Source organism: Amycolatopsis sp. NBC_00348, assembly GCF_036114655.1.
Classification (GTDB): Bacteria; Actinomycetota; Actinomycetes; order Mycobacteriales; family Pseudonocardiaceae; genus Amycolatopsis.
This window is the reverse complement of record NZ_CP107994.1, coordinates 1,883,329-1,898,605: the sequence shown is the minus strand read 5'-3', so window position 1 is coordinate 1,898,605 and position 15,277 is coordinate 1,883,329. Positions and strand designations below refer to the sequence as shown.

Annotated in this window: 12 protein-coding genes and 1 pseudogene; 8 read left to right on the top strand and 5 right to left on the bottom strand. The window is 71.6% G+C overall.

Annotated elements, in window-relative coordinates; genetic code table 11:
* Positions 1–39: 39 nt before the first annotated feature.
* Entirely contained in the window at positions 40–474 is a 435-nt protein-coding gene (locus OHS58_RS08585) for a hypothetical protein (RefSeq protein ID WP_328647812.1), read from the bottom strand.
* 233 nt (positions 475–707) lie between these two features.
* On the opposite strand from OHS58_RS08585, the gene OHS58_RS08580 reads away from it, so the two are divergent.
* Together OHS58_RS08580 and OHS58_RS08570 are read left to right on the top strand one after the other, a co-directional pair.
* Positions 708–1,370: a nitroreductase family protein gene (locus tag OHS58_RS08580; RefSeq protein WP_328647811.1), complete on the top strand. Its 663-nt coding sequence runs from the start codon at positions 708–710 to the stop codon at positions 1,368–1,370.
* A 253-nt stretch (positions 1,371–1,623) separates the two neighbouring features.
* Positions 1,624–2,571: a cold-shock protein gene (locus tag OHS58_RS08570; RefSeq protein WP_442875525.1), complete on the top strand. Its 948-nt coding sequence runs from the start codon at positions 1,624–1,626 to the stop codon at positions 2,569–2,571.
* A 24-nt stretch (positions 2,572–2,595) separates the two neighbouring features.
* On the opposite strand, the pseudogene OHS58_RS08565 reads toward OHS58_RS08570, so the two are convergent.
* The 4 genes and pseudogenes from OHS58_RS08565 to OHS58_RS08550 form a co-directional block, all read right to left on the bottom strand.
* A pseudogene (locus tag OHS58_RS08565) lies at positions 2,596–2,965 on the bottom strand (transposase); the annotation flags it as partial.
* Between the two features lie 145 nt (positions 2,966–3,110).
* Entirely contained in the window at positions 3,111–5,222 is a 2,112-nt protein-coding gene (locus OHS58_RS08560) for a putative bifunctional diguanylate cyclase/phosphodiesterase (protein ID WP_328647810.1), read from the bottom strand.
* 89 nt (positions 5,223–5,311) lie between these two features.
* Complete coding sequence (locus OHS58_RS08555; RefSeq protein WP_326952703.1) at positions 5,312–6,403, bottom strand: alpha/beta hydrolase; 1,092 nt, start codon at positions 6,401–6,403, stop codon at positions 5,312–5,314.
* A gap of 73 nt (positions 6,404–6,476) precedes the next feature.
* Positions 6,477–7,811: a cytochrome P450 gene (locus tag OHS58_RS08550; protein ID WP_328647809.1), complete on the bottom strand. Its 1,335-nt coding sequence runs from the start codon at positions 7,809–7,811 to the stop codon at positions 6,477–6,479.
* A 122-nt stretch (positions 7,812–7,933) separates the two neighbouring features.
* On the opposite strand from OHS58_RS08550, the gene OHS58_RS08545 reads away from it, so the two are divergent.
* From OHS58_RS08545 to OHS58_RS08520, 6 genes are all read left to right on the top strand, one after another.
* Positions 7,934–8,758, top strand: coding sequence for an SAM-dependent methyltransferase (locus tag OHS58_RS08545; RefSeq protein ID WP_328647808.1), 825 nt, complete (start codon positions 7,934–7,936; stop codon positions 8,756–8,758).
* 318 nt (positions 8,759–9,076) lie between these two features.
* Positions 9,077–10,084 carry a LacI family DNA-binding transcriptional regulator gene (locus OHS58_RS08540; protein WP_328647807.1) on the top strand — a complete coding sequence of 336 codons (1,008 nt, stop codon included), beginning with the start codon at positions 9,077–9,079 and terminating at the stop codon, positions 10,082–10,084.
* A 34-nt stretch (positions 10,085–10,118) separates the two neighbouring features.
* Complete coding sequence (locus tag OHS58_RS08535; protein WP_328647806.1) at positions 10,119–11,342, top strand: sugar ABC transporter substrate-binding protein; 1,224 nt, start codon at positions 10,119–10,121, stop codon at positions 11,340–11,342.
* Positions 11,339–12,259 (top strand): carbohydrate ABC transporter permease, encoded by a 921-nt coding sequence (locus tag OHS58_RS08530; protein WP_328647805.1) that lies wholly within the window; start codon positions 11,339–11,341, stop codon positions 12,257–12,259. Before OHS58_RS08535 ends, OHS58_RS08530 begins: the two co-directional genes overlap by 4 nt.
* A gap of 53 nt (positions 12,260–12,312) precedes the next feature.
* Positions 12,313–13,053, top strand: a complete 741-nt coding sequence (locus OHS58_RS08525; protein ID WP_328649782.1) for a carbohydrate ABC transporter permease — start codon at positions 12,313–12,315, stop codon at positions 13,051–13,053.
* A gap of 10 nt (positions 13,054–13,063) precedes the next feature.
* Positions 13,064–15,067, top strand: a complete 2,004-nt coding sequence (locus OHS58_RS08520) for a glycoside hydrolase family 31 protein (protein ID WP_328647804.1) — start codon at positions 13,064–13,066, stop codon at positions 15,065–15,067.
* Positions 15,068–15,277: the final 210 nt, after the last annotated feature.

The following is a 15,277-nucleotide window of genomic DNA, read 5'->3' as shown; positions in this document are numbered from 1 at the left end:
CTCCGTGACGTGCGTGGCGGGAAGGCGCTGGGGGACGGCTCAGTGCGAGCCGGTGTAGTAGCGGCACGCTTTGCACGCGTACCGCATCTTGGCGACCCGCCAGTGTTTCCGGTACAGATCGAGGTCGGGCGACCGGCGGACGCCGAGGCGCTGGTAGCGCCCCGGACGGCGGCGGCCGGTTTCGTACTGCTCGGTAGCGCGGCCGAGGTGGGCGCGCCGCAGCACGCACCCCCGCGTCCGGCAGCGGCCGAGTGCGCTGCGGCAGAACCGGTGCAGCAGCACCAGGTCCGGGCTGGGCCCGTCGCCGGCGATCTGTTCGACGACGCCGTAGCCGGGGTGATCGCCCGGTCCGGCGAGCCGGACCGGGAGGCCGCAGTACGCGCATTTGAGGGTGCAGGTGAGACAGCCGGTGATGTGCCTGAGCCGCGGATCGCGCCGGTCTTCGGAGACCGGTTGTCGGACGCGCGACGCCATGGGGCCTCCTCCGGCGACTGTGAACGGCTGTGATCGGCACCACTTCGTTCTACTGGAGAGTAATGACGGGGTCACTTCACGCGACAGGACCGAACGGCCCACTTGTGTTGCGCTCTTCGGCGCAATATCGGAGGCAAGGCAGCCCTAACTGTCCGCTGAACGAACGTGGCTGGGCCGGAAATCGTACGTTCGGCCCTGCTGCGCCGAGGGTGTTCCCCGCCACAATTCCGGGCATGACCTATCACCCGGTCCCCTACCGGCCCGCCCGCCTGCCCGCCGCCGAAGCCACGTCGAACGTCGCCGAACTCCGGCAGCGCATGGAGCAGCGCCGCTCGGTCCGGATGTTCTCCCCCGACCCGGTCCCCGAGGACGCCGTGCTCGACGCGATCGCCGTGGCCTCCACCGCCCCCAGCGGCGCGCACCAGCAGCCGTGGACGTTCGTCCTCGTGTCGGACCCTTCGGTGCGCCGGCGGATCCGCGAGGCGGCGGAAGCCGAAGAGAAGATCTCCTACGACGGCCGGCTCGGCGAGGCGTGGCTGGACGCGTTGCGGCCGCTGGGCACGGACGCGGTGAAGCCGCACCTGATCGACGCGCCGTACCTGATCGTCGTGTTCCAGCAGCGGTTCGCCGTCGACGAGGACGGCGGCACCCACAAGCACTACTACGTCGACGAGTCGGTGGGCATCGCGGTCGGCATGCTGCTGACGGCGTTGCAGGTGGCCGGGCTGGCCGCGCTCACGCACACGCCGTCCCCGATGCGCTTCCTGGGCGACCTGCTGGGCCGTCCCCGCAACGAACGGGCGTTCGCAGTCATCCCGGTCGGCTACCCGGCGGACGACTGCGTGGTCCCGGACCTGCGGCGCAAGTCCCTGGACGAGGTGCTGGTGCGGATCTAAGGGCGCAGACCGTCCGGCAGGTCGGCGAACGCCGCGCCCGCTGCTCGTGAGTGGCAATGAGGGTTCTAACCCGAATTGCCACTCACGACCACCCGCGCCACCGCGCGAGTCCCAGCCAGGTCCTGGTCTGGCGCTTAGAACTCGGCGTGTCGCTAGGTGAACCAACGGCCCGCCTGTGGACCCGGCCCGACGGACCCGAGGTCCGTCAGAGAGACTGGGGGCCAGTGCCCGCTCTCTCGACCTGGAGTCTTTGATGCCGCAAGGGACCGTCCGTTGGTTCGACGCCGAACGGGGTTTCGGCTTCCTCGCGCCCGAGGACGGCTCGCCGGACGTGTTCGTGCACGCCTCCGAGATCGTCGGGGACGGCGGCGCGAAAGTGCTCCGCGAGGGTCAGGCCGTCGTGTTCGAGGTCGGCGAGAACGACCGCGGGCCCGAGGCGCTGCGCGTTCGCGTCACCGCCGATGCGGCCACCGGCAGCGCCGTGGGCCTGCTCGGCACCATCAACTGGTACGAGCCGGGCAAGGGGTACGGCTTCGCGTCGCCGGACGGCGGCGGCGCCGACCTCTTCGTGCACAGCTCCGCCATCGTGACCGGCGGCGTGGTCACCGAGGGGCAGCGGGTGGCCTTCCTGATCGTCGAAGGCGAGCGCGGCCCGCAGGCCGGGCACGTGATCCCGCTGGGAGCAGGGGCCGGCTCACCCGCTGCGGCTGGTACCGCGGACGGTGCCGACGGCACGGTGGCCTGGTACGACGAGGACAAGGGCTTCGGCTTCATCAACCCAGACTCCGGCGCCGGGGACGTCTTCGTTCACGCCCGGGCCCTGGCCGAGGGGCTGACGTGGCTCGCGGAGGGCGACCGCGTCGCCTACGAGGTGGCCAGTGGAGACAAGGGCCCGCAGGCCCGCGACGTGCACCTGGTCCGGGGCGCCGAGCCCCAGACGGCGCCGCAGCGGTCGGCACCTGCCGCGGCCGCAGGGCCGGCGGCGCGGGACGTGCCCGCACGAGGCGGCGAGGGCGTCGTCGCGCGCTACGACGACGACCGCGGCTTCGGCTTCATCACCCCGGACGCGGGCGGCGACGATCTCTTCGCCCACGCGTCCGTGATCATGGGGTCGGAGCCGCTGCAGAAGGGTGACCGGGTCCGGTACGCGGTGCGTCAGAGCGACCGGGGCCCGCAGGCCGACCGCATCGAACGCCTCTGACGAGGCGGCCCCACCGATGGCTGATCACTTCCCGACGAGAGTGCCGCGCTCGGAAGCCAGCGTGGTGCGTTCGGTCCGGTCGTAGCGCAGCCCGAGGCGTTTGAACCGCAGTAGCCAGGAGATGGTGCGTTCGACGACCCCACCGGACCCGGCCGAGGCGGGACTTGCCTTCAATCCCGCGCCGGGCGATACGGACCTTGATACCGCGGCGGGTCAGGTAGCGGCGGCAGCGGCGGTAGTCGTAGCCCTTGTCGGCGTGCAGCTTGTCCGGTCGGCATCGTGGCCGGCCCGCCCGGCCGTGGTGGCCGCGCACGGTCGGGTTCGTGTCCAGCAGCGGCTCGAACAGCATGCTGTCGTGGGTGTTTGCCGCCGGCAACATGATGTGCAGCGGTAGTCGGGACGGGATCAGGGGTTCGATCAGCTCCCAGAGCCGGTCTTCGACCCGCCGCTGCTGCGTCGTCTTCGCCACGACTGCTCACGATCGACGACCAGGACCGGCAGGTTGCGCAGTGACACATCCTTGAGTTTTGAGACCAGGTCTAAGGACGCAGGCCGTCCGGCAGGTCGGCGAACGCCGGGCCCGACGCGTAGTCCACGCCCCGCTCCCGCCACCACGCCGCCTGCTCGCGCGTCTCCACGCCGGCCACCGTCACCTTCGCGCCCGTCAGGTGGGCCACCTCGATCAGGGAGGCCAGTGACCGCTCCACCAGCGGGTGACCGCGGCGCGCCACCAGGGACGGCGCGACGCGGACCGTGCGGATCGGGAGGTCCGTCAGGAACGTGACGTCGCCCGCCGCGCCGAAGGCGTGGATCTCGGCCGGGATGCCGATCTCCGCGAGCACCTTCAGGTTGTCGACCGCGTCGCCCGTCTCGGCGAGCAAGCTCGACGCCGGGAAGCCGGGGCGGAGGCGTTCCGGCGGCATGCCCGTGTCCGCCAGCACGCCGCGGACCTCGCCGACCAGGTCGGGGTCCGCGGCCTGGTGCGGGCCGAGCTCGACGACCAGCGGCACCTCGATGCCCGCCGCCGTCAGGTGCTCGGCCGCCGTGCGCAGGAGCCACGTGCCCAGCGGCAGCGCCAGCCCGGTCTCGCCGGCCAGCCGCACGCACGTCTCGTGCGACAGCTCGCCTTCGACCGGGTGGGTCCAGCGTAGCCGCGCCTCGATCGCGGCCGGCTCGTCCTCGTCGGCCAGGTTCACCAGCGCCCGGTAGGCGATCTCGACGTCGCCGTTCTCCCAGGCGCCCGCCATCGACGCCGCGAGGCCGAACTCGTGGCGGTCACGGTGATCCAGCTCGCGGTCGAACAGGCCCCACTGGTTGCCCGCGCGCTGGGCGCGGCGCAGCGTCAGGTCCGACGCGCGGAGCAGCTCGGCCGGCGCGATGTCGCGCGGCGGCCGGTGCACGACGCCGATGCTGGCCGAGAGGGCAACGCCGTGGCGGCCGTCGACGTAGTCCGGCTCGGCGAGCTCGTGGTTGATCCGGCGGACCGTGGTCCCGACGTCCGGGGTGTCCTCGCCGTTGCGCACCACCACGCCGAACTCGTCGCCGCCGATCCGGGCGATGAGCGCGTCCTCGCCCTCGAACACCACTTTCAGCTTCGCCGCGACGCCGCGCAGGAGCTTGTCGCCGAGGTCTTGGCCGAGCCCGCCGGTGATCAGCGAGAAGCCGTCGAGGTCGAGGTGGAACAGCGTGACGCCGCGGGCCTGGTCGGCCTCGCGCAGCGCGTTCTCCAGGCGGGTGCCGAAGAACTGCCGGTTCGGCAGCCCGGTAAGGACGTCGTGCAGGGCCTGGTGGCTGAGCCGCCGTTGCAGCAGCGCCACTTCGGTGTCGTCGTCGACGAGGGTGAGCAACTGCTGGGCGTCGCCGACGGCGTCGCGGACCACCGCCGCCACGAACGTGGCCCACATCGGCTCGCCGTCCCGGCCGACCAGCCGGCGACCGGCCCGCAGCCGGTGCAACCGGCCGGACAGCAGGTCCGCGTAGCCCTCGCGCAGCACCTCGACGTCGTCCGGGTGGACGAACTCGAACAGGGTCCGCCCGGCGAGCTCGGCCGGCGTGCGGCCGAGCGTCTTGGCGAGCGCCGGGTTGACGCGCAGGACCCGGCCGTCCAGGTCGCTGACCGCGACGCCGCTGGCCGAGCCGGCGAAGACCTCCTCGAACTGCGCGCGCGTGACGACCTGCTTGCGCCGGGTCTCCTGCTCCACCTTCAGCAACGCGCGGCTCAGGCCTTCCTGCCGCTTCTGGATGTCCTCGCGCAGCGCTTCGCTGTAGCCGGAGCTCAGCGCGCCGAGCACCTGCACGACCCGCTCCGGCAGCTTGGCGACGCCGTGCAGCTCCGGCTCGCGCAGCAGGGCCTTGCCGAGCACCTCCATGCTGCGGCGCAGGCTTTCCGGGCCGACGCAGCGCAGCTCGACCAGGCGCCCGCCCGCCGCCGCGGCTTCGCCGACACCCGGCGGGTCGCTCGCGACCGCCTCGAAGAGCCAGCCGGTGAGGATCGACAGCTCCCGCTCGATCTCGTCGGGCGTGTGCGGCAGGTACGCCGTGGTGCTGACCAGATAGCCCCACTTGCGCGCGAGGGTACGGAGCCGTCTGGCCGCTCGTTCGGCGGACGGCTTCGCGCGCGGGGCGCCACCGTGGGGATGGGGAGCAGTCACTTCAGCCTGTCCAAGGGTCTAGTGCGCACTCCGGCTCGGGGAACCGATATATCTTGGCGCGAAAAGGCGTCACGCGCACTGATCAGTGTTCATCCAATCGAGTGGTAACCCTGTGCGGTTACGCCGATCCGGTCGCGCAGCCACGATCGGGTGGCGTCCCGGTACAGTCCGGCGTTTTGGTGCAGGGCAACGGAATGCCCCGCGCCCGGGAGCACGAACATCGACAGTTTCGACGGATCCCGGTAGTATGGCGCCTCCTGGGGCCGCAGTGTCGCCGCGCTCGAACAGTCGCGAAGCGCGAGCAGCCCGCAGAAAAGCGCGTCCTTTTCGCCGACCACCTGGAAAACCGGCACGGTGATGCCCCACGTGGCGGGCAGCACGATGCCGAACAACGCCACCGTGCCCATCCCCGGCACCGAGACCTGGTCCTTCGTGGCTTCGTCGGCCGCGATCACGCCCGGGTCGGCGTCGCCGGCCGCGTAGAACAGCCCGGCCCGCGCACCCGGGCGCGTCGTGAAGTACAGCGGGTCGCTGCCGAGGTGCGCCAGCTGGCCGTCGAGCAGCGCCGGCTGCAGCCCGAGCGCCGCGCCCAGAGCCAGCACCGGCAGCGCGGGCAGGTGCGTGATGCCGGTCAGGACCACGCCGTCGACGTCGTGGTAGGTCCCCGCCTCGACGGCGACGACCCCGGACCCGACCGAGTGCCCGACGATGACGACCTTCGCGAACGCGGCGCCGCCGACGTGCCCGGCGCGCAGGTGGCCGACCACCTCGTGCAGCGCCTCGGCCTCGGCCTGCACCGTCAGCGGCAGGCTGAGCGGACGGCTGCTGCCGCCGGCGCCGAGCTGGTCCGCGGCGAACGTCGCGTAACCGTGTGAAGCCATGTCGCGCTGGTAGGAGTAACGCTCCGGCTGGTAGGGCAGGTCCCAGTACGCGCTGTTGTACGTGCCGCCGTGCACGAGCAGCTGGACGGCGTCCGGCACAGCACCGGCAGGCAGGCACAACCGGCCGTGCACCGACGCGGGCGCGCCCGGCACGAGCGGCGGCAGCCCGGGCCCGGTGACCGGCAGATCCGTGTCGGCGCAGGAGATCGCGGCCGCTTCGGCGGGTACCGCGGCGGTCAGGGACCCGAGCAGGACGACGCCGGCGACCAACGCCGACGTCAGCTTGACCGGCAGTCTCACGCCGTTCTTCCCTCCGGACGGGTGACGAGCTGAGGACCCCGGCACACTACACCCGGTAGCCGATCGGGCACCGTCAGGTCCGCCGCGGCACCACCGTCATCGGCAGCCGGTTGGGTTGCATCGTGGCCTTGAGCTGCGCGTGGACCTTCTTGCCCGGCACCGGGACCAGCCGCCAGCGGGCGCCGATGGTCGCGGCGACGATGCCGATCTCGGTCGGCGCGAACACGTGCCCGGGGCACAGCCGCGCCCCGGCGCCGAACGGGATGTACGCGCCCTTCGGCAGTTCCGCGGTCTCTCCGGGCGTCCACCGATCGGGGTCGAACCGGCCGGGATCGGGGAACCAGCGCGGATCCCGGTGCAGCGTGTGCTGGCTGACCGCGACCTCGCTGCCCGCGCGGACGACGACACCGCCGAGTTCGACGTCTTCACGGGCGCGACGCATGAGGATCAGCGGCGGGGTGCGCCGGACGATCTCGTTGACGATCTGGTGCGTGTAGACCAGTTCCGGCAGGTCGTCGAAGCGCGCGGGACGGCCGCCGAGGACCTCGTCGACCTCCGCGTGGAACCGGCGCTCGACGTCCGGGTGCTGCCCGAGCTCGTGGAAGAACCAGGCCAGCGCCACGGCGGTCGTTTCGGCGCCGGTGGTGAGGATCGTGATGACCTCGTCGTGCACCTGCCGGTCGGACATGGCCTCGCCGGTGTCCTCGTCCCGCGCCGCCAGCAGCATCGACAGCAGGTCGCCGTGGTCGGCGCCCTCCTCCCGCGCGGCGACGACGGTCGCGCCGATCACCTCGCGCAGCCGGGCCGCGGCGGCGTCGAACCGGCGGTTGGCCGGGATCGGCAGCCGTTCCACGAACTTCGGCGAGAACGCCCGGACCAGCACGTACTTCAGCATGACCGGGATCGAGCGGCGGATCTCGGCGAGCACGTCGTCGCCGAGGGCGGTCGAGAACAGCGTCTGCCCGGCGATGGTCAGCACCAGGTCCTGCATCCGCTGGTCGAACTCGACGACCTCGCCCGGCCGCCAGGACCCGGCCAGGTCGCCGGCCAGCGCGGTCATCGTGTTCTCGGCGTAGCCCGCGATCCGCGTCCGGCCGAAGGCGGGCATGACCATCCGGCGCTGCCGGCGGTTGTGCTCGCCGTTCGACGTGGCCAGGCCGTCGCCGAAGAGCGGGCGCATCTTGTCGAAGACCAGGCCCTTGTCGAACTTGTCGGCGTCGGTGGCCAGCACCTGCCAAGCCAGTTCGGGCGTGGTGACGACGTGCACGGGGAGCGGCCCGAGCCGCAGTTCGACGACGTCCCCGTACGCGGGCAGGGAAGTGAACAGCTTCAACGGGTCGCGGAGCAACGGCACGGTGTGCCCGAGCACCGGCCAGCGACCGGGGACGGCGCGCGGGTCGTTCGTCACCGGGCACACCCTAGGACCGGCGGGCGGAACACCGGCAGTGCCGCCACACGAACGGCTGAGCGGGTCTACACTCCGCCGTCAACCGAACGCCGCCAACGGATCCGCGAGGGGTGGAGGTCAGGGTGACCGGGGAACTGGACTGGGTACCGTCGGAGGTCGACACCACGGTGCCGAACCCCGCGCGGGTGTACGACTTCTGGCTCGACGGCGACCACAACTTCGCCGCCGACCGCGCGCTCGGGGAGCAGATCCTCAAGATCATGCCGGGCATCCGCGACGCGGCGCGCCTCAACCGCGCGTTCCTGCGGCGCGCGGCGAAGTTCATGGTCGACGCCGGGATCCGGCAGTTCCTCGACGTCGGCGCGGGCATCCCGACCGTGGGGAACCTGCACGAGATCGTCCAGCAGGCCGACCCGTCGTGCCGCGTGGTCTACGTCGACCGGGAGTCGGTCGCGGTGGCGCACAGCGAGCTGCTGCTGCAGGACAACGACCGCTGCACGGTGCTCCAAGCGGACCTGCGCGACGTCGACGAGATCTTCGCGGGCGCGGGCGAGCTGCTCGACCCGGACCAGCCGACCGGTCTGTTCATGTTGCTGCTGCTGCACTTCGTGCCCGACGAGTGGGATCCGGTGAGCATCCTCACCCGCTACCGCGAACGGCTGGCGCCCGGCAGCTTCCTGGCACTGACGCACGTCGCGGCGGACACCGAGTCGACCGGGCTCGACGAGGCGGTACAGGTCTACACCACCCGGCAGAGCCCGCAGAACCAGCCGTTCCCGCGCACCCACGACCTGGTCCTGCGCTTCTTCGACGGCTTCGACCTGGTCGAACCGGGCCTGGTCGGCTGCGCGATGTGGAACCCAGAGGGGGCGGGCGACATGTCCGACGATCCGGCGATCAACGTCCTGCCTTACGCGGGAGTAGGCCGGAAACCGGATTCGCTGTAAGGCGACCCGCCTGAGGATTCGTCGAAACGATTCGATCGGCGGCCGCCATAAGCACCCGATCCGGGCAAGGTCAAGTCTTCCTGGGCACGCTCCCAGGTAATCTCGATTTCCCAAAGAACCCCGCCTCGACCTGCTGAAACATCGGACAGCAAGAGTGTTCGACGAATTCGACGTGTGACACTCAGGTCGAAGGTGAATCGAATTGTTGGCCGACTGGCAATAGTTCTTGTGTTCCGGGCGGGTCTCCCCTACCTTCGTGCCATCGTCGATGCGCTTCGACTCGCTCTTCCCCTGCCCCATGTCTCCAGGAGGCCGCCCGTGGTCACGATCAACGACGTCGCCAATGCCGCGGGGGTGGCCCCCAGCACGGTGTCGTACGTGATCAGCGGCAAGCGCTCGATCTCGCCGAAGACCCGGCGGCTGGTCGAAGAAAGCATCCGCAAGCTCGGGTACCACCCGCACGCGGGAGCCCGCGCGCTCGCGAGCAGCAAGACGAACGTGCTGGCCCTGGTCGTGCCGCTGCGCACGGACCTCAACGTCGCCGTCGTGATGGAGTTCGTCGCCGCGGCGGTCACCGCGGCCCGCGCCCACGACCAGGACCTGTTGCTGCTCACCAAGGACGAGGGACCCGCCGCGCTGCAGCGGGTCGCGTCGTCGGCGATCGCGGACGCGCTGATGGTGATGGACGTCGAGGCCGCCGACCCGCGGGTGCCGATGCTCATCGCGCTCGACCTGCCGGTGGTGCTCATCGGAGTGCCCGACCACCCGGCCGGGCTGAGCTGCGTCGACCTCGACTTCACCGCCGCCGGGTCGGCGTGCGTCGCGCACCTGGCCGACCTCGGCCACCGCTCGCTCGCGCTGATCGGCCCCTCCCCCGCCGTCTACCGCCGTGGCACCAGCTACGCGACGCGGTTCCTGCAGGGCTTCGACGAAACCGCGCGGAGCCGGGGCGTCCGCGCGACGAACCGGCCGTGCGCGCACTCCTACGAAGCCGTGAGCGCCTGTGTGGACGACCTGCTCGCCGCCGACCCCGGCCTGACCGGCCTCGTCGTGCACAACGAAGCCGTCCTGCCGGGACTCCTCACGCACCTGCGCCAACGCGGTCTCCGTGTCCCGCAGGACATTTCGGTGATCGCCGTCTGCCCGGACAGCATGGCCGAGCAGCACCCGGTCACGCTGACCTCCGTCGCCATCCCGGCCGACGAGGTCGGCGCCCAGGCCGTGGAGATGACCATGCGCCGGCTCGGCGGTCACACCACGCCGGAGATCCGGCTGCTCGACCCGCGGCTGACCCGGCGCGAGAGCACGGGCGCGCCGCGCACCTGACCCGGCTCTGCTCCGCCGTCGAAGGAGAATCACCATGTCCGTAGCCCGTCGCGCCCTTTTCCTGGTCGCGAGCGCCGCGCTCCTCGCCGCCTGCAGCCCCAGCCCCGCTCCGCGGCCGTCGGACGCCCCGGCCGCAACGTCGGTCACCGAGCTCGACTACTACGCCGACGAGCAGGGATCCGCGGCGTGGCAGCAGGTCCTCGACGCCTGTGCCGCGCGGACCGGGATCAGGATCGAGCGGCAGAAGGTGCCGACCGCGCAGATGCTGCCGAAGATCCTGCAGGGCGCGAGCTCGAAGACGCTGCCGGATCTGCTCTTCACGGACAACCCGACGCTGCAGCAGGTCGCCGCCACCGGCGCGCTGACCCCGCTGTCGGACTACGGCATCTCGGCCGACGGCTACTACCCGGGCATCGTCAAGGCCGGCACCTACCAGGGCAAGATCTACGGCGCCGCGCCCGGCGTCAACGGCCTGGCGCTGATCTACAACAAGGACCTCCTCGACGCGGCCGGGGTGCGCCCGCCGTCCACCTGGGACGACCTGAAGACCGCCGCGGCGACGCTGACCAAGGACGGCAAGTACGGCCTCGCCTTCTCCGCGATCCCGTCGGAGGAGGGCACTTGGCAGTTCCTGCCGTTCTTCTGGAGCAATGGCGCCGAACTGTCCCGGCTGGACTCGCCGCAGAGCACGCAGGCGCTGGCCTACGTCACCGGCCTCGTGACGAGCGGGTCGGCGTCGAAGTCCGTGGTGACGTGGAACCAGAACGACGTCGCCGACCAGTTCGTCGCGGGCAACGCGGCGATGATGGTCAACGGCTCGTGGAACCTCGCCCGGCTCGACGGCGAGACGTCGCTGCACTACGGCGTCGTGCCGATCCCGGTACCGCAGGCGGGCGCCAAGCCGGTGGTCGCCCTCGGCGGTGAGGTCGGCGCGGTGCCGGTGACCGGCGGGCCGACCCAGCAGGCCGCCGGGAAGGTGCTGACCTGCATCCTCGCCGAGCCGGCCATGCTGCAGTGGAGCACGGCCCACGCCTACGTCCCGTCGAAGACGGCCGTGGCCGCGAAGTTCGGCGCGGAGCAGCCGGCGATGCGGGCGTTCGTCGACGAAGTCGGCTCGGCCCGCTCCCGCACCGCGGAGCTCGGCGAGAAGTACCCGAAGGTCTCGCAGGCGCTGGCCGACGCGATCCAGGCGTCGCTGACCGGGAAGCTGCCCGCCGACCAGGCGCTGAGGACCGCGCAGCAGGCGGCCGGGTCGTGACGCTCGCGGCCCCGGTGCCGCGGCGAAGACCGCGGCGGGAGAACCCGTTCACCGCGTGGGCGTTCCTGCTGCCCGCCGTGGCCTACGTCGTGGTCTTCTTCGGGTACCCGCTGGTCGCGAACCTGGTGATGAGCACGCAGGACTACACGGTGAAGTCGTTCTACACCGGCAAAGCGCCCTTCGTCGGCCTGGCCGACTACGCCGCGGTGCTGACCGCCCCGCTCTTCTCGACGGCGGTGCTCAACACGGTGCTGTTCACGGCCGGCTCGCTCGTCTTCCAGTTCGGCATCGGCCTCGCGCTGGCCGTGTTCTTCGCAGGCCGGTTCCTCGGCAGCGCGCTGCTGCGGTCGCTGCTCCTGCTGCCCTGGCTGCTGCCGCTCGTGGTCAGCGGCGCGGTGTGGCGGTGGATGTTCGACCAGGACCACGGCGTGCTCAACGCCGGGCTGCGGCTGATCGGCGTCGGCGCGGTGCCGTGGCTGAGCAGCACGACCTGGGCGCTGCCCGCGGTGATCCTCACCAACATCTGGATCGGCATCCCGTTCAACCTGGTCATCCTGCACGGCGGGCTGCGCGCGATCCCGGCGTCGCTGCACGAAGCCGCCGCGCTCGACGGCGCCGGCGCGTGGCAGCGGTTCCGGTACGTCACCTGGCCGCTGCTGCGCCCGGTCACCGGGATCGTGCTGATGCTCGGGCTGGTCTACACGATCAAGGTGTTCGACGTCATCATGGTCGTCACCGGCGGTGGTCCGGCGAACGCGACCCAGACGCTCACGACGTGGTCCTACCGGCTGTCCTTCCACGACTTCACGTTCGGGCAGGGCGCCGCCGTCGGCAACCTGCTGATCCTGGTGGCGACCGCGTTCGGCCTGCTCTACCTGCGCTCGGCGAAGGCGTCACTGGCCGAGGCGGCGGCGTGAAGACCGCGGCCGGCGTGCTGATCGTCGCGGTGCTGCTGTTCCCGCTGTACTGGATGCTCAACGCGTCCCTGCAGCCCAGCGGCGCGCTCCTGCGGCCGGACCCGGCGTTCTTCCCGGTCGGCGGCACGCTCGACGGTTACCGCAAGGCCCTCGCGACGCAGGGGCCGAACCTCGTCTCCAGCGTCGTCGTCGCGCTCGGCACCGTGGCCGTGTCGCTGGTGGTGGCGGCACCCGCGGCGTACGCGCTGGCGCAGCTGAAGGTCCGCGGCGGGCCGGTGCTGGTGTTCGTGCTGCTCATCGTGCAGCTGATCCCGGGCATCGTGATGGCGAACGCGCTGTACACGGTGTTCGGCAACCTCGGGCTCATCGACAGCTACCTCGGGCTGGTGCTGGCCGACGCCACCGCGACCATCCCGTTCGCGGTACTCCTCTTGCGCGCCTTCATGATCTCCGTGCCGAGGGAGCTGACCGAAGCGTCCCGGGTGGACGGTGCCGGGTACTGGCGGACGTTCTTCTCGATCATCCTCCCGGTCAGCCGCAACGCGCTGGTCACCGCCGGGCTGTTCGCGTTCCTGTTCGCCTGGGCCGACTTCCTGTTCGCCGTCACCCTCACCACCGGGCAGGCGTTCGAGCCGATCACGGTGGGCATCTACCGGTTCGTCGGCAACCAGTCCGCCGACTGGAACGGCGTCATGGCCACCGCCGTCCTCGCCGCGATCCCGGCGGCCGTCCTGCTCGTCGTCGCCCAGCGCTACGTCGTCGCCGGCCTGACCAGCGGCGCCGTCAAGGATTGAGGAGACCCCCGTGATCGCCACGACCGAAGACGGCCGCTCGCTCGAAGTCCGCGTCCGGCACGAGGTGCTGCTCATCGAACCGTGGGGCGCCGACAGCCTGCGCGTCCGGGTGGGCCGGCACCGGATCCTCGACGACGTCCCCGGCGCGCTCCTGCCCGCGAAGCCGTCCGCCGGCACCGCGGGCGCGGACGGGCGGTCCGCCTGGGTGGTGAACGGCGCGCTCACCGCGCTCGTCGAGATCGCCGACACCGACACCGGGGTCGACGCGCAGCTGCGGTTCGTCCGCACGGACACCGGCGCGGAGCTGCTGTCCGAGCAGCGCGCGCACTTCTGGTGGCCCGGCGCCCGGGTCTTCACGCCGTCGGGCAACGGTTACGGCCGGCTCGAACAGCGCTTCACGGCCTACGACGACGAGCGGCTCTACGGCCTCGGCCAGCACCCGCACGGCCGGCTCGACCAGAAGGGCCTGGTCCTGGACCTGGTGCAGCGCAACGGCGAGGTATCGGTGCCGTTCCTGCTGTCCAGCCGCGGCTACGGGTTCCTCTGGAACAGCCCCGCCGCCGGCCGGGTCGAGCTGGCCGGCAACGGCACCCGCTGGGTCGCCGACGACGCCCGCCAGCTCGACTACTGGGTCACCACCGGCGACAACCCGCGGCAGCTCCTCGGCCACTACGCCGACGCCACCGGGCACGCGCCGATGCTGCCGGCGTGGGCGGCCGGGTTCTGGCAGTCGAAGCTGCGCTACCGCACCCAGGACGAGCTGCTGGCCGTGGCCCGCGAGTACCACGACCGCGGCCTGCCCCTGTCGGTGATCGTCGCGGACTTCTTCCACTGGACACACCTCGGCGACTGGAAGTTCGACCCGGCCGAGTGGCCCGACCCGGCCGGGCTGGTGCGGGAGCTGGACGGCCTGGGCGTCAAGCTGATGGTGTCGGTCTGGCCGTCGGTCAGCCCGCTGTCGGAGAACCACGCCGAGATGCACGAGAACGGCCTGCTCGTCGCCACCGAGAGCGGGGTCGCGGCCCACGCGCCGTGGAAGGACAAGGGCTTCGACGTCGAGCTGCCGGTGGCGTTCTACGACCCGACGAACCCGGCGGCCCGGTGGTTCCTGTGGGAGAAGGTCAAGGAGAACTACTACGACCTGGGCGTGCGCGCGTGGTGGCTGGACGGGGACGAGCCGGAGATCCGGCCCGGCCACCCGCACAACCTCGCCTTCCACGCCGGGCCCGGCCCGGAGGTCGTCAACCTCTACCCGCAGGTCCACGCGCAGGCGTTCCACGACGGCATCCGCGGCGAGGGCGACGACGAGGTCGTGCTGCTCAGCCGCTCGGCGTGGGCCGGCAGCCAGCGCTACGGCGCCGCGCTGTGGTCCGGTGACGTCCCGGCCACCTGGGCGTCGCTGCGGGCGCAGGTGCGGGCCGGCCTGAACGTCGCGCTGTCCGGGATCCCGTGGTGGACCACGGACATCGGCGGTTTCCACGGCGGCGACCCGGACGCGCCGGCGTACCGGGAGCTGCTGGTCCGCTGGTTCCAGTACGGCGTCTGCTGCCCGCTGCTGCGGCTGCACGGCTTCCGCGACCCGCGCCCGCCGTTCGGGCCGGAGATGACCGGCGGCCCCAACGAGGCCTGGTCGTACGGTCCGGAAGCGCTGGCCGCCATCGAGGACGCGCTGCGGCTGCGGGAACGGCTGCGGCCGTACCTGATGGCGCAGATGCGGGTGGCGCACGAGCAGGGCGTGCCGCCGATGCGGCCGCTGTTCGTGGACTTCCCCGCCGACGCCGGCGCGTGGGACGCCGACGACCAGTTCCTGCTGGGCCCGGACCTGCTGGTGGCGCCGGTGCTCGAAGCCGGCGCCACCGGCCGGCCGGTGTACCTGCCCGAAGGTGCACTGTGGACGGACGCGGTCACCGGTGACCGGCACCCGGGCGGGACGAGCGTCGAGGCGGCCGCTCCGGCGGAGCGCATCCCGCTGTTCCTGCGCGACAACGCGTACCTGCCCGTCGGGAAGCCCTGAGGCCACTGTCCCTTACGGGCTGTTCGTCCGGTCGCCGATCGGGCCGCTACACCCCCGCGCGCGACACGCGCTACATACCTACGTCGGGTATCCGGCGAAAGATAACGAGACGCTCACGTTCAGGGCCGGATCGTAACTATCGGATTGTTCGCCGGGCGCGAAATGAACCGTCCGCTCCCCTTATGCTGCGCCGACGACGGGCGTAATGAC

What these genes read in the sequence shown, in the direction of transcription:
- OHS58_RS08570 (WP_442875525.1), top strand. Translation starts at nt 1,624, where the DNA reads ATGCCGCAAGGGACCGTCCGTTGGTTCGACGCCGAACGGGGTTTCGGC.
- OHS58_RS08585 (WP_328647812.1), bottom strand. Translation starts at nt 474, where the DNA reads ATGGCGTCGCGCGTCCGACAACCGGTCTCCGAAGACCGGCGCGATCCG.
- OHS58_RS08535 (WP_328647806.1), top strand. Translation starts at nt 10,119, where the DNA reads ATGTCCGTAGCCCGTCGCGCCCTTTTCCTGGTCGCGAGCGCCGCGCTC.
- OHS58_RS08525 (WP_328649782.1), top strand. Translation starts at nt 12,313, where the DNA reads ATGCTCAACGCGTCCCTGCAGCCCAGCGGCGCGCTCCTGCGGCCGGAC.
- OHS58_RS08580 (WP_328647811.1), top strand. Translation starts at nt 708, where the DNA reads ATGACCTATCACCCGGTCCCCTACCGGCCCGCCCGCCTGCCCGCCGCC.